The 25,100-nt window shown below is 70.7% G+C and carries 20 protein-coding genes; 8 read left to right on the top strand and 12 right to left on the bottom strand.

Going from position 1 to position 25,100, the window contains the following annotated elements; all coding sequences use genetic code 11:
- Positions 1–24: 24 nt before the first annotated feature.
- The 4 genes from QWI33_RS17460 to QWI33_RS17445 all read right to left on the bottom strand — a co-directional run bounded on the left by QWI33_RS17460 (position 25) and on the right by QWI33_RS17445 (position 4,752).
- A complete protein-coding gene (locus tag QWI33_RS17460) occupies positions 25–1,017 on the bottom strand; it encodes a glycoside hydrolase family 43 protein (RefSeq protein ID WP_289958424.1) in 993 nt (330 codons plus the stop codon).
- Positions 1,018–1,113: 96 nt separating this feature from the next.
- The gene (locus QWI33_RS17455) at positions 1,114–2,766 is read right to left on the bottom strand and encodes a type 2 periplasmic-binding domain-containing protein (RefSeq protein WP_289958423.1); all 1,653 of its coding nucleotides are present in this window, start codon (positions 2,764–2,766) and stop codon (positions 1,114–1,116) included.
- Positions 2,767–2,884: 118 nt separating this feature from the next.
- Positions 2,885–3,844: a carbohydrate ABC transporter permease gene (locus QWI33_RS17450; RefSeq protein ID WP_289958422.1), complete on the bottom strand. Its 960-nt coding sequence runs from the start codon at positions 3,842–3,844 to the stop codon at positions 2,885–2,887.
- A 14-nt stretch (positions 3,845–3,858) separates the two neighbouring features.
- Positions 3,859–4,752, bottom strand: a complete 894-nt coding sequence (locus tag QWI33_RS17445) for an ABC transporter permease (RefSeq protein WP_353895507.1) — start codon at positions 4,750–4,752, stop codon at positions 3,859–3,861.
- 529 nt (positions 4,753–5,281) lie between these two features.
- Between QWI33_RS17445 and QWI33_RS17440 the strand changes: the two genes are divergently transcribed.
- Positions 5,282–6,682 (top strand): glycoside hydrolase family 43 protein, encoded by a 1,401-nt coding sequence (locus QWI33_RS17440; RefSeq protein ID WP_289958420.1) that lies wholly within the window; start codon positions 5,282–5,284, stop codon positions 6,680–6,682.
- 76 nt (positions 6,683–6,758) lie between these two features.
- On the opposite strand, the gene QWI33_RS17435 is transcribed toward QWI33_RS17440, so the two are convergent.
- Together QWI33_RS17435 and QWI33_RS17430 are read right to left on the bottom strand one after the other, a co-directional pair.
- On the bottom strand, positions 6,759–8,072 hold the full coding sequence (locus QWI33_RS17435; protein WP_289958419.1) for an RICIN domain-containing protein: 1,314 nt from the start codon (positions 8,070–8,072) through the stop codon (positions 6,759–6,761).
- Positions 8,073–8,333: 261 nt separating this feature from the next.
- A complete protein-coding gene (locus QWI33_RS17430; RefSeq protein WP_289958418.1) occupies positions 8,334–9,104 on the bottom strand; it encodes a FadR/GntR family transcriptional regulator in 771 nt (256 codons plus the stop codon).
- Positions 9,105–9,243: 139 nt separating this feature from the next.
- On the opposite strand from QWI33_RS17430, the gene QWI33_RS17425 reads away from it, so the two are divergent.
- The 6 genes from QWI33_RS17425 to QWI33_RS17400 all read left to right on the top strand — a co-directional run bounded on the left by QWI33_RS17425 (position 9,244) and on the right by QWI33_RS17400 (position 16,605).
- Positions 9,244–10,512: an ABC transporter substrate-binding protein gene (locus tag QWI33_RS17425; RefSeq protein ID WP_289958417.1), complete on the top strand. Its 1,269-nt coding sequence runs from the start codon at positions 9,244–9,246 to the stop codon at positions 10,510–10,512.
- Positions 10,513–10,514: 2 nt separating this feature from the next.
- A complete protein-coding gene (locus QWI33_RS17420) occupies positions 10,515–11,471 on the top strand; it encodes a carbohydrate ABC transporter permease (RefSeq protein ID WP_435367593.1) in 957 nt (318 codons plus the stop codon).
- Positions 11,471–12,298 carry a carbohydrate ABC transporter permease gene (locus QWI33_RS17415; RefSeq protein WP_289958415.1) on the top strand — a complete coding sequence of 276 codons (828 nt, stop codon included), beginning with the start codon at positions 11,471–11,473 and terminating at the stop codon, positions 12,296–12,298. Before QWI33_RS17420 ends, QWI33_RS17415 begins: the two co-directional genes overlap by 1 nt.
- A 1-nt stretch (position 12,299) precedes the next feature.
- Positions 12,300–13,538, top strand: coding sequence for a mandelate racemase/muconate lactonizing enzyme family protein (locus tag QWI33_RS17410; RefSeq protein WP_289958414.1), 1,239 nt, complete (start codon positions 12,300–12,302; stop codon positions 13,536–13,538).
- 37 nt (positions 13,539–13,575) lie between these two features.
- Positions 13,576–15,978 (top strand): RICIN domain-containing protein, encoded by a 2,403-nt coding sequence (locus tag QWI33_RS17405; RefSeq protein WP_289958413.1) that lies wholly within the window; start codon positions 13,576–13,578, stop codon positions 15,976–15,978.
- A gap of 192 nt (positions 15,979–16,170) precedes the next feature.
- Entirely contained in the window at positions 16,171–16,605 is a 435-nt protein-coding gene (locus QWI33_RS17400) for an RbsD/FucU family protein (RefSeq protein ID WP_289958412.1), read from the top strand.
- Positions 16,606–16,668: 63 nt separating this feature from the next.
- Here the strand turns inward: QWI33_RS17400 and QWI33_RS17395 are convergent, their stop codons facing one another.
- The gene (locus QWI33_RS17395; protein WP_289958411.1) at positions 16,669–18,216 is read right to left on the bottom strand and encodes a hypothetical protein; all 1,548 of its coding nucleotides are present in this window, start codon (positions 18,214–18,216) and stop codon (positions 16,669–16,671) included.
- A gap of 190 nt (positions 18,217–18,406) precedes the next feature.
- Here QWI33_RS17395 and QWI33_RS17390 point away from each other — a divergent pair, with 190 nt between their 5' ends.
- Positions 18,407–19,090, top strand: coding sequence for an EF-hand domain-containing protein (locus QWI33_RS17390; protein ID WP_289958410.1), 684 nt, complete (start codon positions 18,407–18,409; stop codon positions 19,088–19,090).
- A 41-nt stretch (positions 19,091–19,131) separates the two neighbouring features.
- On the opposite strand, the gene QWI33_RS17385 is transcribed toward QWI33_RS17390, so the two are convergent.
- Genes QWI33_RS17385 through QWI33_RS17365 form a run of 5 tightly spaced genes read right to left on the bottom strand, consistent with a single transcriptional unit; the run spans position 19,132 to position 25,099 of the window.
- Entirely contained in the window at positions 19,132–20,142 is a 1,011-nt protein-coding gene (locus tag QWI33_RS17385) for a glycosyltransferase family 2 protein (protein ID WP_289958409.1), read from the bottom strand.
- On the bottom strand, positions 20,136–21,554 hold the full coding sequence (locus tag QWI33_RS17380; RefSeq protein WP_289958408.1) for a cytochrome P450: 1,419 nt from the start codon (positions 21,552–21,554) through the stop codon (positions 20,136–20,138). Before QWI33_RS17380 ends, QWI33_RS17385 begins: the two co-directional genes overlap by 7 nt.
- Complete coding sequence (locus QWI33_RS17375) at positions 21,551–22,645, bottom strand: hypothetical protein (RefSeq protein ID WP_289958407.1); 1,095 nt, start codon at positions 22,643–22,645, stop codon at positions 21,551–21,553. Before QWI33_RS17375 ends, QWI33_RS17380 begins: the two co-directional genes overlap by 4 nt.
- Positions 22,635–23,867 (bottom strand): glycosyltransferase, encoded by a 1,233-nt coding sequence (locus QWI33_RS17370; RefSeq protein WP_289958406.1) that lies wholly within the window; start codon positions 23,865–23,867, stop codon positions 22,635–22,637. The genes QWI33_RS17375 and QWI33_RS17370 overlap by 11 nt, the downstream gene beginning before the upstream one ends.
- Positions 23,864–25,099 (bottom strand): MFS transporter, encoded by a 1,236-nt coding sequence (locus QWI33_RS17365; RefSeq protein WP_289958405.1) that lies wholly within the window; start codon positions 25,097–25,099, stop codon positions 23,864–23,866. Before QWI33_RS17365 ends, QWI33_RS17370 begins: the two co-directional genes overlap by 4 nt.
- Position 25,100: the final 1 nt, after the last annotated feature.

Raw genomic sequence — 25,100 nt, 5'->3', positions numbered from 1 at the left:
CCTCCTCCTTCGACCTGCTCGGTCTCACCCCCAGTTGGACTGGAGCCGTTCGTACTCCGCCGCGGTCACGGGCAGGACCACACCATGGCACGGGTCCGCGGGCAGCCGGAAGTCGGTCGAGGGGGTCCACTCGCCGCCGGCGAGGTCGTCGGTCTCGAACGGCACGTAGCGGCGGTCGGCCTTGAACTCGTCGATCCAGAGGTACCACTTGTCCTCGGTGTTCGACTTGTACACGAGCGGCCCTTCGCCCTGGCTGACCGGGCCGAGGCCGATGCCCTCCGCGAGGGGCGTCCATGCGGCGGCCGTGAGGCTCGGGGAAGTCTCGGAGAAGATCGTCTTGCCGTGGGGCACACCGTGGGTGCGGCTGCGCTCGTCTTTGAGGAAGCGGTGGTACAGGCCGTCGTGCTCGATGACGGTGGTGTCGATCGTGTGCCAGCCGCGGTCGATCCACACCTTCGGTGCGGAGAACTCGCGGAAGTCGCGGGTGGTCGCGCACATGATCCGGTTGTGGGTCTCGCCCACGTGGTCGGGGCCGTCGTAGAGCTTGGACGACCAGTGGACGAGGTAGGCCTCCTGCTCGGGGTCCCACACCGCTTCGGGCGCCCAGGTGTTGCCCGCCTCCGGCGGCGACACTTCGACGAGCCGCCCTTCGCCCCAGTCGACGAGGTCGCGCGATTCCCAGACCATGATGGATCGGCTGCCCCAGCGCTGGTGGTGGTCCCAGTCGAGGCTCTTGTAGAGGCAGAGGTCGGTGGCGACCAGGTAGAACCGGTCGCCTTCCGGGGCGCGGACGATGTGCGGGTCGCGGACCCCGCCGTCCCCCAGGGTGGAGCGCAGGACCGGCTCGCCGCCGTTGAGGTCGTCGAAGTGCAGCGGGTCGTTGCCCTCGCTCAGGGCGAAGTAGATCTGCTCGCCGTCGGCGTCCTCGCGTTTGAAGTGCGCGTAGAGGTAGCCGGCGTACGGCGCGGCGTCGTTCGAGGCGGCGTCGTTCGAAGCAGAGCCGGGTGCGGTGGACATGGGTCTCCTGTCGATGGATTGCTGCAGGTGTTCGCGGCGGTGGGCCGCCCCCGGTCTCGACCCCTGGGGCGGCCCACCTGGTGGGGAGGGAAAGGCCTACTTCGAGGCGTCCCATGCCTCTTGGTAGATCTGGACGTACCGCTCGGCGCCGAGGTCGGTGAGGTTCTGCTGGAACTCGGCCCAGTCCTCGTCGCTCTCGATGTCGCGGACGCCGCTCACGAACTCCGCGGCCGCCTGGACCACGAAGCTCTCCACATTGGTCTGGATCGTGGCGAGCTCCTTCGCGGTCTCGCCGGTCACCGCCGCCTCCCAGTAGGGGAACAGCTCGTCGGACTCGTGGCCGGCGTAGAGCTCCGTGGCTTCGAACAGGCGGCGCTCGTAGCCTTCGGGCGTGTCGACGTCGGTCGCGGTGACCTGGGAGTTGCGGAACTCCGCGTCGGTGAAGAACTGCGCGATCGGGCCCCAGGAGTTGTTCAGCCCCTCGCCCTCGGGCAGTGCGAGGACCTTGAAGTTCGGTTCGAGGGTCTCGTCCAGGGCCACGTCGCCCGCCTCGGGCCCGACCCAGTTGACGCCCTCGACGCCGAACTCGCCCTGCACGTGGCCGTCGTAGGAGACCATGAAGTCGACGATCTGCATGAGCTTCTTCTGCTTCGCCTCGCTGGAGCGGTTCGTGATGACGAACGTCGCGCCGGGCGCGGCTCCGGCGGCGCCGCCGGTGTAGGTGGCGTCGCTCCCGTTCGGCCCGGTCAGCGGCGCGACCGCGTCGTACTGCGTGTAGCGCCCGTCCTCGTGGTCGTCGGAGACGAACCACGGGTGCATCATGGCGGCCGATCCGACGATCACGCCCTCGGCGCTGTTGCCCTTCGCCATGATCGCCTCGCCGTTCTGCGTGAAGGCGGCCTCGTCGATCAGGCCGTCCGCGTACAGGGACGCCGCATAGGAGATGCCGTCGCGCCATTCGTCGCGGGTGGGCTGCATGGCGACCTCGCCGCCGACGACGCCGAGCGTGGCCGGGATGGTGCCCTCCGCACCCATCTCCGGGGTGTAGATGAACGGGTTCATCAGGTACGAGAGGAGGGAGCCGCCGCCGGTCGCGGAGAGCGGGATCTCGTCCGCCGCGCCGTTCCCGTTGGGGTCCTGGGTCTTGAAGGCCTCCAGGACCGCGCGCAGCTCCTCAGGCGTGGTGGGCTGCTCCAGGCCGAGCGTGTCGAGCCAGTCGGAGTTCATCCACAGCTTCGAGGGGTAGGAGCAGTGGAAGCAGTCGTTCCAGGCCGGGATGCCCCAGATCTTGCCGTCCGGGGAGGTCGCCAGCTCCTTGAAGCCGGGCTCCTTCTCGAAGGCGGCGACCAGGTTCGGGGTGTCCTCGCCGATGAGGTCGTCGAGCGGCATGAGCACGCCCTGGCCGCCGAGCTTCACCAGCTCGTCGCTGGAGAACTGGTCGATCCACGGGATGAGCATGTACGCGTCGGGGTAGTCGCCGCTGGCGAGGGAGATCTGCCGCTTCTCCCCTGCCGCGGTGCCGTCCCAGGTGGTGGTCTCGAACTGGAGGTCGACGTCGAACTTCGCTTCGAGCAACTTCGTGAACGCGTTCTCGTCCAGGTTCTGCTCTTGGGCGGCGTCCTGGGGGGCGAAGATCGTGATCACGTCGTCCGGAGTGGTCTCCGGTTCCGAGGAGCACGCGGCGAACGCGGTGGCCGATACGGCCAGTGCCGCTCCGGCCGCTGCCGCTCGGACGAATCTGCTGGTCATCGTTGACTGCCTTTCGATTGAGGAGTTGACGGGAATGGAGGGGACTCGCCGGCGAGCCGGTCACGGCGAAGATCGGGAGGCGGGTCAGCCGGCCACGGCGAAGTTTGCGAGCCGTGAATTAGCCCTTCACGGAGCCGAGCATCACGCCCTTGGTGAAGTGCCTGGCCACGAACGGGTAGACGAGGAGCACGGGCACGGTGGAGATGACGATGAGGGAGAACTTCATGAGGTCGGCCATCTGCTGGGCCGCGAGTTGATCGGCGATGTTCGTCCCGGCGCTGTTGTTGACGATCAGGATGTTCCGCAGCACGAGCTGGAGCGGGTACAGCTCTTCGCTTCTGAGGTAGATGAGGGCGCTGAAGTACGAGTTCCACTGGCCGATGCCGTACATGAGGGCGATGACCGCGAGCAGCGGTTTCGACAGCGGCAGCACGACCGACCACAGGAACCGCAGATCGCTGGCCCCGTCGAGCTGCGCCGCCTCGTAGAGCTCGCCGGGGATCGAGGAGCGGAAGAAGGTCATCGCGATGAGCACCTGCCAGGCGCCGACCGCTGCGGGGAGGATGATCGCCCACCGGGTGTCGAGCAGGCCGAGGGCCCGCACCACCATGTAGGTCGGGATCAGGCCGCCGGAGAACAGCATGGTGAACAGGACGCCGCCGATGAGGACCTTGCGGCCCACCAGTTCCGAGCGTGAGAGCGGGTAGGCGATCATCACCGTGAGGGCGACGCTGATGACCGTCCCGACGATCGCGTAGAACAGCGAGTTCCCGAAGCCGGTGAGGACGGCCTTGTTGCCGAGCACCGCTTCGTACCCGACGAGCGTGAAGTCGATCGGCCACAGGAACACCCGCCCGCCGGACACCGCCGCGGGGCTGGAGAACGAGCTGGCGAGGATGTTGACCAAGGGGATCAGGACGATGAGCAGGAAGGTCGTCAGCAGGATGTAGACGCCGACCATGAAGATCCGGTCCACCGGGGTGTCCTGGACCGGGGTGGGGCGGCGGCGCTTGGACTTGCGCGCCTTGGACTCCGGCTCGGTGCCGAGGGCCGCGCCGGTCGCGGTCTCAAGGGTCATTGCAGGGGCTCCCTTCACCACAGTCCGTTGCCGGTCACGCGCTTGGACACGGTGTTGACAACCAGGAGCAGGATGAGATTGATGACGGAGTTGAACAGCCCGACCGCCGTCGCGAGGCTGAAGTCGGCGTTGAGCAGGCCGATCTTGTAGGTGTAGGTCGCGATGATCTCCGAGGTCGAGAGGTTCAGGGGGTTCTGCAGCAGGAACGCCTTCTCGAAGCCGATCGCCATCACCGAGCCGACGCTCAGGACCATCACCACGACCACGGTGGGCGCGATGCCGGGCAGGTCGACGTGCCAGATCTTGCGCAGGCGGCTGGCCCCGTCGAGCCGGGCGGCCTCGTACAGGCTCGGGTCGATGCCCGCGAGCGCGGCCATGTAGATGATCGCGGAGTACCCGGCGGTCTGCCAGATGTCGCTCCAGACATAGACGCTGCGGAACGCGTCGGGCTGGGCGAGGAGGTTCGAGTCCATGCCGAAGAACCCGAGGAAGTCGGCCATGAACCCGATCCGGGGCGAGAAGATCAGGATGAGCATCGACACCACGATCACCGTCGAGATGAAGTGCGGTGCGTACGTGACCATCTGGACGGTGCGCTTGAAGAACCTGGCCCGGACCTCGTTGAGCGCCAAGGCGAGGATGATCGGGACCGGGAACCCCGCGAGGAACCCGTAGAGGCTCAGCATGAGCGTGTTGCGGATCAGGTCCCACGCAACGGGGTTGGCGAAGAACCGCTCGAAGTGGTCGAGCCCTGCCCAGGGGCTGCCCCAGATGCCCTGGACCACGTTGTAGTCCTTGAACGCGATCACGTTGTTGGCCATCGGGATGTATTGGAAGATCACGAAGTACGCCACGGGGAGCACCAGCAGCAGGTAGAGCTGCCAGTGGCGCTTGACGCGGTCCTTCACCGACTTCCGGCGCGGCTTCGGGACGGTCCGCGCCGCTCCCGCACGGCTCGCGACGCTGCCGACTCCGCCTTCGACTCCACCTTGGACCACGGCGCTCACCGCATCGCCGCCTTCGCTCCGCGCGCCTGCCGGGGGCGCTCTCCATTCGTCACTCGCACGCTCGCTCCTTTGCGACCTGGACTTCGTGAACGTTCACGATAGATACGAGGAATCAGATCCGTCAATACATCGAACGCCGAAAGATCTGATCTCTTCTATGGGAGCGATCTTCAATCTCGCCTTGTGTCCGGATTTGGGCGGTGCCTTCTGAATTGACGCGGTCATTGATCAGATCTCTCCGCCCGCATGATGAGACTCCCAGGTCGCGGGCACACGCAACCTCGAGTCAGATATCGACCTATTTACATATCTAGACACTATGGATACCCTGACCTGTAGCCCTTGTTTTCGACACATCAGTCGAAAGTTTCGAGGGCGTCCGAGATTCCTGCGTGACACCTGTGGCGCGCGAGCGCCGGAGAGGTTTCCCATGAAGACCCCGAATGCCACCCGGCGCCGGCCGGCCGCGATCGCAGCGGCCGTCGTCGCCGTGGTCGTCGCGGCCCTGCTGAGCACCGCCGCCGATCCGTCGCCCTCCCCCGCGCGGGCCGACAATCCGATCGTCCAGACCATCTACACCGCCGACCCCGCGCCCCTGGTCCACAACGGCCGCGTCTACCTCTACACCGGCCACGACGAGGACGGCTCGACCTGGTTCACCATGAAGGAGTGGCGGGTCTGGTCCTCCGACGACATGGTCAACTGGACCGACCACGGCTCGCCGCTCAACCTCGACACGTTCTCCTGGGCGCGCCAGGACGCGTGGGCCGGCCAGGCCGTGGAGCGCAACGGCAAGTTCTACTGGTACGTGCCGGTCATCAACGACGCCACCGGCAGGCCCGCCATCGGGGTGGCCGTGGCGGACAGCCCCACCGGGCCGTTCCGGGACGCCCTCGGGCGCCCGCTGGTCCAGAACGGCGAGATCGACCCCACGGTCTTCATCGACACCGACGGCCAGGCCTACCTGTACTGGGGCAACCCGAACCTCTGGTACGTGAAGCTCAACGCCGACATGATCTCCTACTCGGGCTCCCCCACGAAGATCCCGCTCACCACCCAGGGCTTCGGCACCCGCCCGGGGAGCACGGACCGGCCGACGCTGTACGAGGAGGGGCCGTGGGTCTACAAGCGAGGATCGCTGTACTACAACGTGTACGCGGCGCAGTGCTGCTCCGAGCACATCGCCTACTCGACCGCGCCGGGTCCGACCGGGCCGTGGACCTACCGGGGCACGGTGATGCCCACGCAGGGCTCGAGCTTCACCAACCACCCCGGGATCATCGACTTCAAGGGCTCGTCGTACTTCTTCTACCACAACGGCGCGCTGCCGGGCGGCGGCGGTTTCACCAGGTCGGTGGCCGTGGAGAAGTTCACGTACAACCCTGACGGGACGATTCCCCAGATCAACATGACCACGGCCGGGGCGCCGCAGGTGGGGACCCTCAATCCCTATGTGCGCCAGGAGGCCGAGACGATCGCCTGGGCCACGGGGGTCGAGACCGAGCGCTCGAGCGCGGGCGGCATGAACGTCGGCTGGATCGAGAACGGGGACTCGATCAAGGTCAAGGGCGCGGCCTTCGGGACCGGAGCGCGGCAGTTCACCGCGCGGGTGGCCTCGGCGACCGGCGGCGGCACGATCGAGCTGCGGGTCGACGGACCGAACGGCCCGGTCGTGGGCAGGTGCACCGTGTCGGGCACCGGCGGGTGGCAGAACTGGGCGGACGTCTCGTGCCCGGTCAGCGGCGCGACCGGCACCCGTGACCTGTACCTGAAGTTCACCGGCGGCAGCGGATACCTGTTCAATGTGGATCACTGGCGCTTCACCGTCTAAGGCGCGGCAGAACGGGCCTCCCGCGAGGGAGGCCCGTTCACTCATGCGCGGCGCTGAGAGTACGCCGTCGGTGGTGCTAGACGAAGGTCCACTTCTGGCCGTTCGAGCCGTTGCAGCTCGCCAGGACCACGCCGGTGCCGTTGGCGGTGCCGTTGTTCGCGGTCGCCAGGCACAGGCCCGACGCGACGCCGGTGACGGTGCCGTCGGCGTTCACGTTCCACTGCTGGTTCGTCCCGCTGTGGCAGTCCCAGATGATGACCCGGGTGCCGGGGGCCGTGCCCGCGCCTTCAGCGTCGAGGCACTTGTTGCCGTAGACGTTCAGCTGCTTGGCCGAGGTCCGCGTCCACTGCTGGTTCGCACCGGTGTGGCAGTCCCACAGCTGCGTCAGGGCGCCGTTCGAGGTCGACTGGGCCGCAACGTCGAGGCAGCGGTTCGCCGCGTTGTTGCGCACCTGGTCGGTCTCCGTGGGGGTGCTGGTGCCGAACTGGCTGATGAAGTTCCAGACCTCGTTCTTCACCCAGCTGCGGGCGCCGCTCTCGCAGCCCGTGCAGCCGTCCACCGGGCCCTGCTGGTGCCCGCCGTCGAAGGCGGCCCAGCGGACCGGCTCGCCTGCGCGGCAGGAGTAGTTGGAGGTGATGTGGGTGCCGCTGCCCGAGGCGGGCTCGCGCGGGCTCATCGCCGCGCAGCCGTTGTTGGCCACGAACCGGTCGCGCATCGACCGGGCGTTGGGCATGGAGTCGGTGACACCCTGGATGCCGAAGTACGCCACGGAACCCGTGCCGCCGCTGCAGCCGCTGACCGGGCCCGGGACGGCGATGGCGATGACCGCGCGGAACACGTCCGGCCGCGCGCAGGCGAGGGCGTAGCTGATCGCCCCGCCGTAGCTGAAGCCGAGGGAGAACCGCTGCGACTCGTCGACGCAGAGGTCGGCCTCGATGCGGCGGATCATGTCGTCGAAGAAGGTGATGTCGCGGCCATTGGGGTTGGCCCAGGCGTTGTCGAGGCCCTGCGGGGCGACGAAGATCGCCGAGCCGCCCGAGAGCGCGTCGAGCCCGTAGTGGGCGTAGACGGCGCCGTCCGAGCCGCCTCCGGCGACCTGCTGGGCGGTGCCGCCCCACCAGTGGTTGCCGAAGATCAGCTTGTGCGGCTTGTTGCGGTCGTAGTTGGCGGGGACCTTCAGGATGAAGCTGCGGTTCTGGCCGCTGCTCTGGATGGTGTGGGTGCCGCTGTTGAGGGTGGGGGCCTTGCCGCAGCCGGTGCTGGCCGCCGCGGAGACGTCGGCGGCGCCGACGGCCTGGGGCGCTTCGGCGGCCTGCGCCGACGCACCTCCGGCCGTTGCCACGACGATCGCGGCCGCGAGGCACGCGAGAGCGGTTCTGAATCTCGACATAGGACGGAACTCCTTGTGGTCAGGCTCGTTGAGACCTGCGGGGCGGCATCGCATGAGAGGTCCGCTGCTGCGGAGGGTGCGGCCGAGCGCCAGCTGGAATCGCTCCCAGTCGACGCAGGGAATCAGGCCGTGCAGTGCCTTGAATATCGACGATAGTCTATATAAATTGGATCTATGCGGTCAATACCCGGGAGGTTCCAGAAGTTTAGGGTCCAATGTCCTTGCCGCGGAGTGCGATACATCCGATCACTCCGCGGTGGTTCAGCGCGCCAGGCGGTCGGGGTCGCCCTGCGCGCTGCGGCGGACCAGCCAGGCCTCCGTGATGTGGGCGTACATCGCCTCGGCGGCGCCTTCGGGGTCGCGGGCGGTGATGCGCTCGCAGATGCGGCGGTGGCCGCGGTTCGAGGCCTCGCAGAGGGAGCGCTCGGTCCGTCCCATGTAGCTCGAGGTGTTGATGACCTGGCTCTCCAGGGAGCGCACGACGGCGCGCGCGATGCGGTTGCCCGAGGCGCGCATGACCGTGTCATGGAAGGCGCGGTCGTGCTCGTGGTAGGACTCCGGGTCGTCCACCAGCTCGTCCATGCGGTCGACGAGGTCGCGCATGCGGTCGAGGGCGCCCTGGTCCGCGGCGCGGGCGGCCACGTTCGCCATGTCGGACTCGAGGAGGCGCCGGGTGACGACGAGGTCGTCGAGGATGCCGAGGGTCGCGTCGTCGTCGATGGTCGCGGCGAGCACGAGTTCGTCGAGCAGGTTCCAGGAGGTCGAGGGCAGCACGGCGGTGCCCGAGCCCTGGCGGATCTGCACCAGGCCCTTCTCCTGGAGGACCTTCACGGCCTCGCGGACCACGGTGCGGCTCACGGAGAACGTGGCGCAGAGGGCGTGCTCGGCGGGGAGCGCGGACCCGGGCGGGTAGTCGCCGCGCACGACGCGGCGGACCAGCTCCTCGGTCACGGCCTTCGCCAGGTTCGCGGGCCGGCGCGACCAGGCGGGGGGCGCGGGCTCCTGCGCGGCGGGCCGCTGCAATGCCGTCATTCGGTCCTCCGTCCGGCGCTTTCGGGATCGCCGCCAGTATACGGCATGACTCCATTGACGTAAGACGTCATACAAGTTACGTTTACTGGCGACCCTGTGAGCCGGACCCCTCCGGCGCCCCTACAGAGAGTGACCTGCAATGAAGCGACGAGCACTGTGGTCGACCGCCCTGGTAGCGCCCCTCGCGCTCTACGGATGCGGCAGCGCGGCCGGACCGGACTCCTCCGAAGGCGGCGACAGCGGCACCCTCGTGGTCTGGGACTGGAAGTCCGGCGACGAGACCGCCAAGTCCTACATCGAGGAGGCGAAGGCCGACTTCGCCCGGAAGCACCCGGACGTCGAGGTCGAGTTCGTGGCCCAGCCGTTCGACCAGTACTACAACCTGCTGGGCACCGCGATCCAGTCCGGCGAAGGCCCTGACGTGATGCTCTTCAACGGCGGCGGCCAGCTGCGCGACCGCACCGATGCACTGCTGCCCCTTGAGGAGTACCTCGCCGACGACATGGACCGCCTGGCCGGCTGGGAGGCCTTCTCCGCAGACGGGCACGTCTACGCCGCGCCCGTGACCCTGCAGGGCCACCCGATCTACTACAACAAGGCGCTGTACGCCGAAGCCGGGCTCGACCCCGAGGCGCCCGCCGCCACCTGGGAGGAGTTCCTCGCGAACTGCGAGCAGCTCACGGAGGCCACCGGCGCTGACTGCTTCGCCATGGGCAACAAGGAGGGCTTCGGCATCCAGTTCTTCCTCTCGGGCCTCGGCTCGGGCGTGCTCACCCCCGACGAGTACGACGCGTGGATCGAGGGCGACCGCGACTGGACCTCACCGGGCGTGAAGCGGATCTTCGAGCTGTGGGCCGAGACCGACCAGGCCGGGCTCAACAACGACGGCGTGAACTCCACCGCGATGTTCAACGACGAGTTCGCGATCTTCGACGCCGGGGACGCCGCCCACGTCATCGGCCTCATGTCCGATGTGGGCCACTGGAAGGACTTCAGCGAGTTCCTCGGCGCCGAGAACGTCGGCGTCATGCCCGCACCGCTGGTCAATCCCGACGCCGCGCCGAACATGCCGTACGACGGCGGCATCGGGTACGGCGTCGCGGAGTGGACCGCGGACCCCGAGCTGGCGGCCGACCTGGTCCGCTCGCTCTCCTCCACCATGGCGCTCGAGGCGTTCTACGCCGACGCCGGGGCGATCGCCGCCGACACCACGATCGACGCCTCCAGCGCCGGTCCCGCCACGGCCGCCATCGTCGACGAGCTCCCCACGGGCAAGCCCGCACTGCACGTGGCCCTCTCCGCCGAGACCCTCGAACTGATGGGGCGGCTCTCGCAGCAGCTCCTCAGCGGATCGGTCACTGTGGACGACGCGCTCGCCCAGCTCGCCGAGAGCGACCAGGCGGCCTAGGCATGCCCCAGCTCGCCTCGCCGGTCCGGACCAGCGTCCGGACCGGCACCCCGACACCGCGGCGCCGCGTGAGATCCGGGCGCGGCGCCGCGGGCACGTCCCGGTCGGAGCGGCTCGCGCCCTACCTGCTCATCGCGCCCGCAGCGCTCATCATCGGCGTGTTCCGGCTCTACCCGCTGGCCCTCGGCGTGAACTTCTCGTTCACCGGGGACGGCGACCGCAACGGGCAGGCCGTCGGACTGGACAACTACACCGCGCTCTTCGACGACCCGCTGTTCCTGGCGTCCATGAAGAACGTGGGCCTGCTGGTCCTGCTCCTTCCCGTGGCCGTCCTGATCCCAGGGCTCCTCGCCACCTTCATCTACCTGCGGGTGCCCGGGCACCGGGTGTACCGGGGCGTCTACTTCTTCCCCGCGGTGCTCTCCCCGGTGATCATCGGCGCGATCTTCAACCTGCTGCTCGCCTTCGACGGCCCCGCCAACGCGCTGCTGGGCGCCCTGGGCCTGGGACCCGTCGACTGGCTCGGCGACCCGGACATCGCCATGTTCGCCGTCGTTGGCGTGCACATCTGGGCCACCTTCGGCATGGCGCTCGTGGTGTTCCTCGCCGGGTTCGCGACCTTGGACGCGTCGTTGATCGACGCGGCCCGCGTCGACGGCGCCTCCCTGCCGCGCGTGGTGCGGCACGTGATCGTCCCCGGTCTCTCGCGGACCATCCAGTTCGTCGTCGTCACCACCATGATCGGCATGCTCACCTCGATGTTCGGCCTGCTCTACGTCATGACCGGCGGCGGCCCCGAGGGCTCGACCTACCTGCCCGAGTACTACATCTGGTTCCAGCAGGGCCAGATGGGACGCCCGGCCATGGCCTCGGCCGCGTCCACAGTGCTCTTCGGCGTAATGCTCGTCGTCGGACTGGCCCAGATCGCCGTCCTGCGCCGAGCCGGGAGGGAGGACTGATGACACCGCTCCGCGCGGGCCGCTGGCTCGCCGCCGTCCCCATGGCCGCCTTGGCGATCGCCACCGTCTACCCGCTGGTGTTCACGGCCAACGTCGCCATGAAGACCCGGCACGAGTACGTGCTCGACCGCTTCGCCCCGGCCACGGGGCTGCGCTGGGACGCGTTCGCCACCGCCTGGGCCAGCGCCGACATGGGCCGCTACCTCGCCAACTCGCTCCTGGTCGTCACCGGCGCGGTCGCGCTCCTCCTGCTCTTCGGGTCCATGGCCGGATTCGCCTTGAGCCAGTTGCGATTCCGCGGCTCGCGGCTCCTCTTCCTCGCCATCCTCTCGGCGCTGTTCATCCCGTTCCAGGTCATCATGGTCCCGCTCGCCCGCACCATGGGACAGGTCGGTCTCATCGACACCTACCCCGGGCTGATCCTGGCCTACACCGCGCAGTTCCTGCCGTTCACGGTGTTCCTGATGACCAGCTACTACAGCGGCATCCCGCCCGAGATCATCGACGCCGCCCGCATCGACGGCAACTCCGTGTACGGGGTCTACGGCCGGATCATGCTGCCGCTGGGGCGGCCCGCGCTCCTCTCGGTGGGCATCCTCAACGCCCTGTTCTGCTGGAACGACGTGCTCATCGCGCTGCTCCTGATGCCCTCGGCCGAGCACCGCACGCTCATGGTCGGGGTCACCTCGCTGCGCGGCCAGTACTCGGCGGACATCCCCACGTTCGCCGGGGGCGTGCTCATCGCGGCCGTGCCGGTGCTCGCGCTCTACCTCTGCTTCCAGCGCCAGATCACCGCCGGCGTCACCGCCGGCGCCACGAAAGGATGACATGCGGATCACCGGTTACCGCACGCTGACGACGATCCAGGAGTGGGCGCGGCCCGTCGGCGACGCCAACGGCGTCTTCGCCGACGGCGTCACGACCATCCCGCTCGTCATGGTGGACACCGACGACGGCCTCACCGGCGTCGGGATCGGCTCGCATGTGGAGATCGCGACGGTCTTCGCCGCGATCGAGGGCGAGGACCCGCGGAGCGTCACCGCGCTGTACGACCGGATGCTGCGGCACACCTTCAAGGCCGGGCACGGCGGCGCCGTGTTCGCCACCATCGGCGCGCTCGACACGGCCCTGTGGGACCTCAAGGCCCAGGCCGCCGAGGAGCCGCTCTGGCGCTTCCTCGGCGGACGCGACCGGGTCGTGCCCGCCTACGCGTCCGGGCTCGACATCGGCCTCGACGACGAGGACCTGGCCGCGGCCTACCGCGTGTACGCCGAGCGCGGCCTGCGGGCGGCGAAGCTCAAAGGCGGCCTCGACGTCGAGGACGACCGGCGCCGACTCGCCCTGGTGCGGGAGGTCCTGGCCGACGCGGGCGCCGAACGGCCGGGCCTCATGCTCGACGCGAACGAGATGTGGTCGCGCAAGCAGGCCGTGCGCCACGTCGGCGAGCTCGAACGCACCATCGACCTCGCGTGGATCGAGGAACCGGTGCGGCGCTGGGACGCCGAGGGCCTCGCGGCCGTGCACCGAGGCGTGCGCGCCGCCGTGGCCACCGGCGAGAACCTCACCGGGCTGGAGCAGTTCCGGCCGCTCCTCAAAGCGGGCGGGGTCGACATCGTCCAGACCTCCGCGGTCGGCGGCGTCACGCACTTCCTGCGCACCGCCGCGCTGGCGCACGCGTTCGACCTGCCGGTGAGCCCGATCGGGAACGTGCCCGTCGGCCTGCTGCACGCCGCCACCGCGGTGCCGAACCACCTGGTCAGCGAGTTGCAGGACCTGCGCCCGCCCGTCGGCGTCACCGCCGACCTCGACATCGAGGACGGCGCGTTCGTCCTCGGCGACACTCCCGGCCTGGGCGTCCGCGTCCATGAGGGAGCCGTATCCGGACTCGGCCCGAGACCGCGCCACGCGGATCCCGCCGGTCCGGGCGTCCGGCCCGAGCGCGCCGGACTCCACCTGCTCGCGACCGCGCAGCAGGACGACACGACCGACCGATCCCCTACTCGCCGCGGGCAGGAGGACCCCGAGGCATCAGCCGCCGAGCTGCGAGTACCCGTCACCGACCTCTAGGACCACCGCCTCGCCAACGATGGAAAGGCAACACGCCATGCGGCACTCACCCCCGAAGCGACTCGCCCTTGCGGCGGCTCTGCTTCTCGCCGTCGCCGGAGCCCTCGCGGGCCTCGGCGCTTCCCCGGCACAAGCGCAGACCGCCTACGACTTCTACGTCTCCCCCACCGGCAGCGACACCGCCGCGGGCACCTCGAGCCAACCGCTCAAGACCCTGACCGAGGCCCAGAGGCGGGCCCGCCAGGCCGCCGGAGCGGGTGACGGCGACGTGTCGGTCAACCTCCTCAACGGCACCTACCGGCTCTCGAGCCCGCTGCGGTTCAACGCCGGCGACTCGGGCAGGAACGGCCACACCGTGACCTGGCGGGCCGCCGACGGCGCGAGCCCCGTGGTCACCGGCGCGCAAGCGGTCACCGGCTGGACCCTCGACGACGCCGCGACCGGGATCTACCGGGCCGACGTGGGCACCGGCTTCGACACCCGGCAGCTCTACGTGGACGGCGTCCTCGCCCAGCGGGCGCGCACCAGCATCGCGCCCTCGGACATGACGCTGAACGCCAGCGGGTTCACCCTGAACAACGGCAACTTCGACTACCTGGCGTCGCTGCCCGACAAGCAGCGCATCGAGCTCCAGGCCCTGCTCTCCTTCACCAACCGGTTCGCGCCCGTGCAGGGCATCAGCGGCCGGACCGTGACGATGCAGCAGCCCGCGTGGAACAACAACACCTACGGGTACGACGCGATCCAGAACCCGTTCCGCACGCCGAAGTTCTACCTGCTCAACTCCAAGCGCTTCCTCGACCAGGGCGGCGAGTGGTACCTCGACACGGCCGCCGGGCGGCTCTACTACAAGCCGCTGTCGGGCCAGAACATGGCGAACGCCAAGGTCGAGCTCCCGCGCCTGGAGACGCTCGTCGAAGTGGGCGGGACCTACGACCAGCCGGTGCGCGCGCTCGAGTTCGCCGGGCTCACCTTCACCGGCACCAGCTGGCTCGACGCCGGCTCGAACAACGGGTACGCGAACCAGCAGACCGGCACGTTCATCACCGGCGTCCAGCCCAACCGGCCCGCCGACGCGTTCACCTCGTGCCGCTCCGGCTGCAAGGGCTTCGAGGCCGCGCGCAACAGCTGGGCCCAGGTGCCCGCCGCGGTGCAGGTCTCGGCCGCCGACGGCATCACCTTCACCGGCAACACCTTCCGCAACCTCGGCTCCGTCGACCTCGGCATCGGCAACGACGCCAACGCGCACAGCACCGGAGTCGGCCTCGGCGCCAAGAACATCGAGGTCACCGGCAACACCTTCACCGCGGGCGCCGGCGGCGGCATCGTGGTCGGCGGGGTCCGCCCCGACGCCCACCACCCCGGCGACTCCCGGATGATCAACAGCGACATCATGATCAGCGACAACAGCATCCACGACACCGCGGTCGAGTACCTCGACCAGGTCGCGATCCTCGGCACCTACGCCACCCGCCTCACCATCGCCCACAACTACGTGTCCGACATGCCCTACAGCGGCATCAACGTCGGCTTCGGCTGGGGCGCCAACGATCCGGGCGGCAGCCCCGAGTACCTCAACCGGGGGCTCTACGACTTCCAGCCGATCTACCAGACGCCCACGACCTCCCAGTACGTGAACGTCACCGGCAACCACGTCCGCAACGTCGTGGAGACGCTGTTCGACGCCGGGTGCATCTACTCGCTGTCGGCACACCCGAACAGCGCCATCAGCGGGAACTTCTGCGAGAACAGCGGCCAGCTCGGCATGTACTTCGACGAGGGCTCGCGGTACTTCAGCTTGTCCGGCAACGTCTTCCGCAACACGTACGGGCAATGGGCGCACGCCAACAACCAGAGCGGCAACCTCACCGGCAACATGTCCGTCACCGGGAACTACACCACGAACTCGAGCATCACCGGGCTCGTGGACGGCCAGCGCGGCAACACCGTCAGGAACAACACCACGTTCAACGCCGGCTCGCCCCCGGCCGCGGCCTCGCAGATCATGGCGGCCGCCGGTCCGCGCGACGGCGGGAACCCCGGCGGGTCGGGCGCGCTGCGCTCGGCCAGCGCGAACCGGTGCCTGGACGTGCCGAACCAGTCCACGACCAACGGCACGCAGCTGCAGATCTACGACTGCTGGAGCGGCGCGAACCAGCAGTGGACCTTCACGGCCGCAGGCGAGTTCACGGTGTACGCGGACGGGAACCGGCGGTGCCTGGACGCGAGCGGCGGCGGCACGGCCAACGGCACGGCGGCCATCATCTGGTCGTGCCACGGCGGCACGAACCAGAAGTGGAACCGCAACGCGGACGGCTCGATCACCAACGCCGGGTCGGGGCTGTGCCTCGACGTCTCCGGCGCGGCGACCGCGAACGGCTCCAAAGTGGTGCTGTGGACCTGCAACGGCGGCGCGAACCAGCGCTGGACGCTCGGCTGACCACGGCTCGACCGGACACTGATGGCGCGGCCCTCGCGGGCCGCGCCATCGGCGTCGCGATCGAATGCCGATCGCTGTATCAGCGGTGTCCCGCGGCATTGCCGGGGCAATGATCGCTTCGATCGCTCGTATGGATCAGATGTACCTTGGTCAGGGTCGCGGCTCGGCCCGACCGGCTCCGGAAAGGCGAACATGCTCAGATACCCGCTCATCCACCCGCCGCTCCTGGCGGCGCTGGCCGCGGCCGGCCACGGCTCGCGGATCCTCATCGCGGACGGGCACTTCCCGTGCTCGACGCATGCCAATCCGGCGGCGGCGATGATCCACCTCAACCTCCGGGCGAACCTGCTCACCGGGGACCAGGTGCTCGAGACGCTGCTGGACGCGGTGGCGGTCGAGCACGCGGTCGTGATGGCGTCCGACGGGCCGTCCGTGCCCGCCCACGAGGGCTACCGGACGATGCTCGGTGACGTGGTGCCGTTCGAGGCGGTCGAGCGGTTCGCGTTCTACGACCTCGCGAAGGGCGCCGACACCGCCGTGGTCGTCGCCACGGGCGACCAGCGCCAGTACTCGAACCTGCTGCTCACGGTCGGCGTGGTCGGCGTGACGCCCCGAAAGGCCTCCTGAACCCGACGGAAGCGAGGAACGCGGTCGGCCTCGGCCTCGATCATCCACTATGGATGATCCGGTTCAATCCATGAGCGGGGCGAACATGTCGCGGAAGTCCTCGTCGGTGTACTCCGAGGCCATGGACAGGCTGGTGTCGGAGATCTGGACGAAGATGGTGGCGTAGGTGCCGTCGAGGGTGTCCGGGCACGGGTCGCCGATCTCGCGGGCGTACTCCTCGACGAGCTCGCCGGTCTGGAGCGCGTAGGCCTTGATGGTGAAGCGGTGCGCGAAGAAGTAGGCGTAGAAGGTGTCTCCGGAGGGCCTGCGGTACCGGCAGGCCTCCTGGAACTCCCCGGCCTCGGCGTCCGCGCAGACGACCAGTGCGGTCTCGGCGGCGGTCGTCGCGAGCCAGGAGTCGGGGAAGCCGCGCCCTTCCGAGCCCCAGGAGCCGGCCAGCTGCATCGGGTGGGGGCCGGTGCCGCCGGGGTCGGGGGCGCCGCGGTAGGCGACCGGGTCGGCGCAGTACGTGCCTGACGCGAGGACGCCGTCCGCGGCCTCGCCGGCCCGTTCGTGGTCGGGGTAGGCGGTGAGGAACTCGCGGAAGAGCACGGCGCCGTCGCCGCCACCGGCCTCGGCGGTCTCCTTGGCGCAGTCGAGCATCCGCAGCGGCACCTGGTCCACGGCGGCGGCGACCGGCGCGGTGAGCTCCTCCGCTTCCCATGACTGCGCGGCGAGCCAGTCGTCCACGGCGTGGCCGGTGCACGGCGGGGCCTCGGCGAGGCCGGCCATGAACCCCTCCACTGTGGATGCTACGGCCGCGGACTGGCCGGGGTGCTCGTCGAGCGTGGTCGAGAGCTGCGCGAAGGCCTCCTCGAGGACGGTGGGGTTCGGGTGGGAGTCGAGGAGCGCCGCTTCGAGCATGAACTGGGCGCGCTTGGGGCCGGCGCCGTCCCAGAGCGCGCCGGGGTGGCCGAGGTAGGTCTCCATGGTGGCGGCGGCCTCGGTGGGGGCCTCCCGGGACGACTCCAGGGCGGCCAGGAGGAGTGCGCAGGCCTCCCGCTCCTCCTCGCCGCGCAGGACGGCCGGTCCGAAGGCGACGCGGTGGACCGCGTCGAAGCGGTCGAGTGCGGCCGTGGCCTCCTCGCAGTCGCCCGCGGTGTGGGCGGTCTCCGCGTCGTCGGCGATCCGCCACGCGTCGACGCGGAACCAGACCGCGGTGAGCAGGACGAGCGCGGCGGCGGTGACGGCGAAGACCTTGGAGCGCCGGCCCGGATCGGGCTTCGCGGAGCCGAGCAGGGCGGCCGAGTCCGTGAGGTCGACGAGCCGGTCGGGGCGCGAGCGGCGGGTGAGCCACCAGGCGTGGAGGATCATCACCAGGCCCCAGGCGGGCAGCAGGAGCCTCCAGAGCGGGTTCTCGGTCTGGACGGCGGCGGACCACAGCAGGAACCCGGTCCCGCAGAGCGCGAGGACGGCCAGGACCGGGCGGCGCATGAGCATGTAGCCGAGGCCGAGCATGGTGGCGTTCCCGGCGACCGCGGCCACCGGGTCGGTCGCGCGGCGAGGCGGCGCGGGACGCGGCGGCGGCGCCGCGGACTGCGGCGGGAACTGCGGGGCGGGCTCGGGGTACATGGCGCTCCTCGGGGCGTCGGGACCGCCCCAGTGCAGCACCGATCGCTCGGGACCGGTCCCGGCATGCGAGCCGGATCGGCGGTTTCAGTCCCCGGGCCGCGCCCGCCGTGGCACGATCCGACCTGGATAGCGAACCGGACATTCCCGGCCGGGGGTCCGGTCACCGAACACCAGAGGAAACGGGAGATCCATGAAGAAGCAGCGCACCAGGGCACTGGCAGTCGGGGCCGTCGCGACCGCGGTCGCCGCCGGGGCGGCGATCGCCATCGCCGTCAGGTCCCAGCGGCCCGCGAACGTCGGCAGAATCCGCCTGAACAAGTTCGACCGCTGGTTCGACACGCTCGACATCGACGGGAACGGCTACATCACCGAGGCGAACCTGAACGAGGCCGCCGCCCGCGTCCTCGGCGCGCGCGGCATCCCCGTCGACAGCCCGATGGGCCTGGAGCTGCGCGAGGCCACCGAGCGGCTGTGGAGCGAGTTCATCGCCCCGAAGGCCGACGGCGCCGAGGGCCGGGTCGGCCGCCGGGAGCTGCGCGCCGCGCTGGCCGAGCACATGATCGCCGACCAGTTCGCCGCCGCCGCGAAGCTCGCCTCGATCGCGGACGCGTACTTCGCGATCGCCGACGAGGACGGCGACGGCCTCATCGGCTCCGGCGAGTTCGTGCAGCTGCTGCGCAACTGGCACGGCGTGGACTACCAGGAGAGCCACCGCGTGTTCGAGTACCTGGACGCCGACCACGACAACCGGATCTCGCCCGACGAGTGGCGGAGCGCGATCTTCAGCTTCTTCCTCGGCAGCGAGCGCAACCACCCGGCGAACAACCTGCTGGGCAAGGTCGGCAGCCCGATACTGGCACCGGCCCAGTTCTGAGGTACGGCTTCAGGCCCCGGGGGACGCGGTCCCCCGGGGCCTTACCGGTCCCCGTAGAGCGATTCGAGCTCGCGTCGCAGGACCGGGTCCTCCTCGCCTTCGACCAGCTTCAGGAGCCGGTCGGCCTCGGCCAGGGTCATGGCGTGCTCCCAGCGCCGCCGGAACAGGTAGGCGTCGAGCGCGCGGTGCCGCCGGCAGAAGTGGTCGAGGTTGCGCATCAGCTGGGCGCGCATGACCCGCTGCGCCACCATCGGGTTCGGATCGGCCAGCGGGTGGACCTGGTGGTGGTTCACGGCCTCGGTGCGCACCGAGAACCGGATGCCGAGGCGGTGCAGCCGGTAGCTCAGGTCGGTGTCCTCCAGGCCCCAGCCGGTGAAGGACTCGTCGAAGCCGCCGGCCTTCGCGACCGCCTCGCGCGAGACGCCCAGGTTCGCCGTCGTCGCCAGCGCCCATCCGAACCGGAAGCCGTCGAGGCTGGTCCCGTACTCCTCGACGACCGCGTGGTAGTTGTCGGGCTCGTCGCCCAGTTCGACGCGGGCCAGGGCCGCTTCGGGGTCGGCGGCGAGGTCGCCGGGTTCGAGGAGGCGGATCGGTTCGCGCAGCCGCTCGGCGCCGCCGACGCGGTCGGCGAGCCGCAGGAGGTCGTCCTCGCCGACGGGGAGGACGCCGGGCCGCCACCAGGTGAGGGCGCGGCGCTTCCAGCCGATGGCGGCGTGCGAGTCGTCGCCGGCGGCGGCGACGTGGGCGGCGACGAAGCCGGGGGCGGCCATGCGGTCGTCGTCCATGAAGACGACGAGGTCGCCTTGGGCGCGTTCGAGGGCGGCGTTGCGGGCGGCGGCGCGGCCCCGGTTCTCCTGCACCACGAGGGTGAGGTCGAGCCGGTCGCGGAGCGGGTCGACGATGTCGGCGACGCCGCCGGCGGTCCCGTCGTCGCACACGACCACCTCGAACCGCCGGTAGGTCTGCGCCAGCAGGGATTCGAGGGTGAGCGCGAGGTAGTCGCGCTTGTCGCAGGTCGCCATCACCAGGCTGACCTGGGGGTGTTCTACCATCCGAGCCTCCATCGGGTCTCGCCGTCGAGGTCCACCATGTCGTGCAGGTCGCCCGTGACCGCGGTGGGCGGCGGGGCCGGGTCGGCGCGGGGGCGCGCGATCACGGGTACGGGTCCCTTGGGCGCCATCATGAGTCCGACCTGGCGCGAGACGTCGGCGCCGGGGGCCGGGTCGAGCCGGTAGCGGCCGAGGACGGTGGCGAGCACAGTCTTCATCTCCAGGTCGGCGAACGCGGCGCCGATGCAGGCGTGCGGGCCGGCCCCGTACGGCAGGTACTGGTACAGGCTGGGCCGCAGGGTCTCCCACCGGGCGGGGTGGAAGCGGAGCGGCTCCGCGAAGACCTCGGGGTCGCGGTGGGTGGCGAACTTGCTGGTGACGACCTGGCACCAGGCCGGGATCTCGTGGCCGCCGATCTCGGTGGGCTCCACGGCGATCCGGGAGGTGTTGGGTCCGGGCGGCAGGAGCCGCAGGACCTCCTTGAGCACGTGGTCCAGGCCCGCGGGGAACTCGAGCGCGACCGCCCGCCCCTCGGGCCGTTCCGGAAGGGCCGCGAGGAGCCTGTCGAGTTCGGCCGGGTGCTGCGAGAGCAGCAGGAGCGTCCAGGCCAGGGTGTTCGAGGAGGTCTCGTGCCCGGCGACGAGGAGGGTCGTGAGCTGCCCGACGAGCTGGTCGTCGCCGAAGGCGCCGCCGTCCTCGCCGCGGGCGTCCATGAGGGACTGGAGCAGGTCGGGGGCGGCGCCTTCGGGGCGGGCGCCGGCGCGGCGGGTCTCGATGATCTCGGCGAGCGCGCCGTCGAGCCTGCGGATCACGGTGAGCAGCCGCCGGTACGGGGTGCCGGGGAGGTCGAACGGGAAGTACCGGATGGAGGAGGCGAAGTAGCGCAGCGCCAGCATGTCCTGGACCATGCGTCCGATGTGGTCGGCCTGCGCGGCGATGTCGACGCCGAAGAAGCACAGGCACGCGATCCGAAGCGTCAGGCGGCGCATCCGGTCGGTCAGGTCGAACGGCTCGCCGGGCATCCACGAGTCGACCTCTTCGGCGGCGAGGCGGGCGATCAGCTCGCCGTGCGCCAGAGCTGCCTGCGGTCTGAACGAGGGCGTGGCGACGCGGCGGGCCCGGCGGTGCTCGGGGCCGTTCATGTTGAGCAGCCCGATGCCGCGCCTGGCGTCCCGGATGCCCTGCGGGATGGCGTACTCGAGCACGGTGTGGAAGGTGTCGCCGCGGGTGAGGACGGTCCGGTTGTGCTCGGGCCCGAACGCGAAGACCTGGCGCCGGTCCCCGTGCACGAGCCCGCTGACGGGGCCGTACTCGTGGTGGAGGCGGGCGGTGTAGCCGACCGGGTCGACGGCGTACTCGTGGGCGTTGCGCCGCCGCCCGAGCCACCGGTGGGGCGCGGGCCCGGGCACGGTCATCGGGTCTCCTCGTACCAGGCCGGTTGCGGCCGTTCGATGTCGGCGGCGGCGCCGCGTTCGAACGCGGCGGCGGCGAGGCGGCCGGCGCTGCCGCGCAGGGCGTCGACGGTGTCCAGCGGCAGGTAGCGGCGGAACAGGCCGGGGAACGCGGTGGCGAACGCGGCCTCGGCGAACGGGCCGGGCGGGGTTGCGAGCGGTTCGGGCTGGACGAGGCCGAGTGCGAAGTGGACGGTCCAGTACTCGAAGAGGGTCAGTTCGCTCGCCGCCTGCGTCAGCGGCGCGCCGACTTCGGCGAGGTCCGCGCGGAACCGCTCGGCCAGGTCGGTCTTGCGGAAGCCCTCGGGGAGGCGCGTGTCGCCGAACTCCCCGAGCCACGTGTACGCCTCGGGCGACTCGCCGCAGTAGAACCACTCGGCGTGGACCCGCATCCAGGAGGCGTACGGGAGCCGCGTGAGGCCGGTCCCGGCGGCGGGCGTGCCGAAGTCCGGGTCGGCGCCGGCGGGCGCGGTGCAGACGGCGAGCCGCGGACCCTGGAACCCGTTGGCGGTCAGGCTCAACCGGTCGTCGTGCTCGAGCAGGTTCGGCACGGTGACGAGGTTCTCGACGCCGTTCCCGCGCAGGTAGGCGACGAGCGCGAGGTCGTCGGCGCCGCCGGCGTCCTCGGTGGCCGCGAAGGCGAGGGCGGTGTCGCGCGGCATGACGAGGCCCTGCGAGGGCGTGTACATGTCGACCGCGCGGGCCCAGCCCCAGCCGCGGCGGGCCGCGACGCGCGCGAGGGTCGCACTGCGCGAACCCCATTCGCAGAACAGGCTGATCGCGGCGTCCGGGCGGGCGCCGACCGCCCGGCGCACCAGCGCGGTGAAGCCGTCGCAGGGGACGACGTCGTCCTGGAGCACCAGGTGGTGCGTGGCGTCCTCCCCCACTGCGCCCCAGGCGCGCAGGGCGTTGCCGAGGTTGCCCCGGCCGGGTTCGGTGTCGTCCACGAGGACGGCCGGGTTGAGGTCCGGCAGCGATTCGGCGAGCTTGCGCGCGCGGTCCTCGCGGGCCGGGTGGGTCATGATCGCGGTGGAGAGAGCGATGTCAGCGCGCACCGGCGGCCCCGTTCGCCACGCCCGCACGGCTGTGGGCGCGGTACAGTGCCACCGCGCGCTCGACGGTCTCGAGCATCGCGCCCGCGCCGTCGGCGGAGCGCAGCACGGCGGCGAACGCGTCGTGCGGCCCCCGGTCGGCGGCGAGCGCCGCGCGGATCGCGTCGGTGACGGCGTCGGCGGGGTCGTCGTCGGCGACGACCGTCCCGAGGCCGAGCGCGGCCACGCGGGCGGCGTTGCCGCGCTGCTCGGCGGAGTGCGGCGTGAACACCAGCGGCGTCGCGCACAGCAGTCCCTCGATCATCGAGGAGTGTCCACCATGGACGACCGCGGCGGCGCTGCGCGCCATGAGGTCGACCGCGTCGTGCCGGAACGCCGCGATCTCGGTCTCGGCGCCCCCCGCCGCGGCCCGCACCTGGTCGGCGAGCGCGTCGCTGTCGGGGCCTTCCACGCCGAGGGTGACCGCGAGGCGCACCCCGAGGCCGCTCGCGGCGGCCACGACCCGCAGCAGGTCCTTGTCCCCCGCGCCCGAACCGCCGAGCGTGATGTTCAGGACCGGTTCGCGCATCGAAGCGACCGGCGGCGCCAGCAGCTCCTGCGGCACGAGCGGTCCGATGTGGCGGATCTCCGCGGTCAGCTCGGCCATGAGCCCGGCGGTCTCGGCCGGGACGCCGGAGAGCGGGTCCAGCAGCGGCAGGTCCGGCACGAGCACCGCGTCCCCAAGGGGCACACGGTGCTCGGGCTCGACGCCGATCGCCTCCAGGGTCGCCAGGATCTCCGGGAGCACCGCGTGCATCGGGTGCTTGAACAGCCGCAGGTTGTGGCAGGTGAAGCTCGGCAGCCCCCGCATCGAGGCCGCCACGGACGCGGTGTTGCGCATGTCGCTGACCACGGCGTCCGGCCCGAACTCGTCGATGGCGCGCAGCTCGTCGCGCAGGGAGGCCTGCACGTAGATGGGGCTGGCGAGCCGCGTGCGGGCGAACGCGCGCAGGCTCGCGACATCGCTCATGCCGCGCCAGGCCGGGGCGGGCCCGATCTCGTCGATGCCGATCCATGCCAGCCCGGCGTGCTCGATGAGGTGCCGGACCTCCTCGTGGGCGGCGACGGCCACGATGTGCCCGGCGTCGGCGAAGCGCCTGGCGGCCGTGCGCATGCGCGTCACGTGGCCGAGGCTGGAGCGGCTGAAGGCCACGAAGAGCACCCTCAGTGGACGGGATGAGGTCATGTCTCTGCTTTCTCAAGAAGTGCGTTGTCCATGGTGAGCGCGCTGGGGGCGCGCAGAGCGGCGACGAGGCTCGCGAACGCGAACACGCCCAGGGCGGCCAGTGCCCACCGTGGACCGATGAGTTCGGTGAGGCCGCCGCACAGCAGCGTACCGAGCGGCACCGAGCCCCAGACGATCATGCGGCCCACCGCGTTCACCCGGCCCTGGAGCCGCTGCGGCGTCACCGTCTGGCGCACCGAGATGCCCACCACCAGGAAGCAGGTGTGGACGGTGTTCCAGCACAGGAGCAGCACGGCGGCCAGCTGCCAGGACGGCGCGGCGGCGTACGCGAGCAGCAGGACCAGGTCGAGGCCGGTCATCCAGCGGGCCGCCGGGATCGGCGGCACGCCCTTGAAGCGCCGGGCCGCGATCGCGCCCACCAGCGCGCCCACCCCTGACGCGGCGACGATCCACGCCACCCGGTAGTCGTCGCTGGGCAGGCCGAGCGCGCGGGAGGCGAAGACGACCAGCATCCCGTAGACGGCCCCGGCGCTCACCCCGACGCCCACGTTCACCGTGGTGTAGGCCCGCAGCAGCGGGTGTGCGGCCAGGTACTTGACGCCGGCCCAGACCGCGCCGGGCTCGGGCCGGGCGGAGCCGGCCGTGTCCGGGCGCGGCCGGATCGCGGCGATGAGCACCGCCGAGAGCAGGTAGCAGCCCGCGAGGACGGCGAACGTGGGGCCGAGCCGGAGCGCGTCGAGCAGGAAGTAGCCGACCGGGGCGGCGACGGCCGTGAGCACCGTGGTGGTCATCCACAGGTAGCTGTTGGCGCGGAAGACCCCGTCGGCCCCGGCGAGCGCCGGGAGGAGCGCCGCGCTGGCCACGTCGAACCAGACGTATGCGGTCGCGGAGGCGAACCCGATGGCGCACAGGAGGACCGGGCCCGCGCCGATCGTGGCGGCCAGGAGCGGCACGCACAGCAGCACGGCGGCGTTGGCCACTTCCATCCAGGCCATGACCCGCACCGGCGAGGAGCGGTCGACGGCGGCCCCGGCGAAGAGTCCGAAGAGGAGGAACGGGAGCACGTTCGCCGCGGAGGCCAGCGCGGTCAGCACGGCCGAGCCGCTCGCCTGGTAGACGTAGAGCGGCAGCAGGACCCACGAGGTCGCGTAGGCGACGGTGGAGGCGAACTTGCTGCCGATGAGGAGGCCCAGGCCGCAGGGGAGGGCCTGCGGGGCCTGCGTCGTGGTCACT

This window comes from Glycomyces tritici (assembly GCF_030403505.1).
Note: the sequence above shows the minus strand (reverse complement) of the source record. Positions and strands in the feature narration are given on the sequence as shown.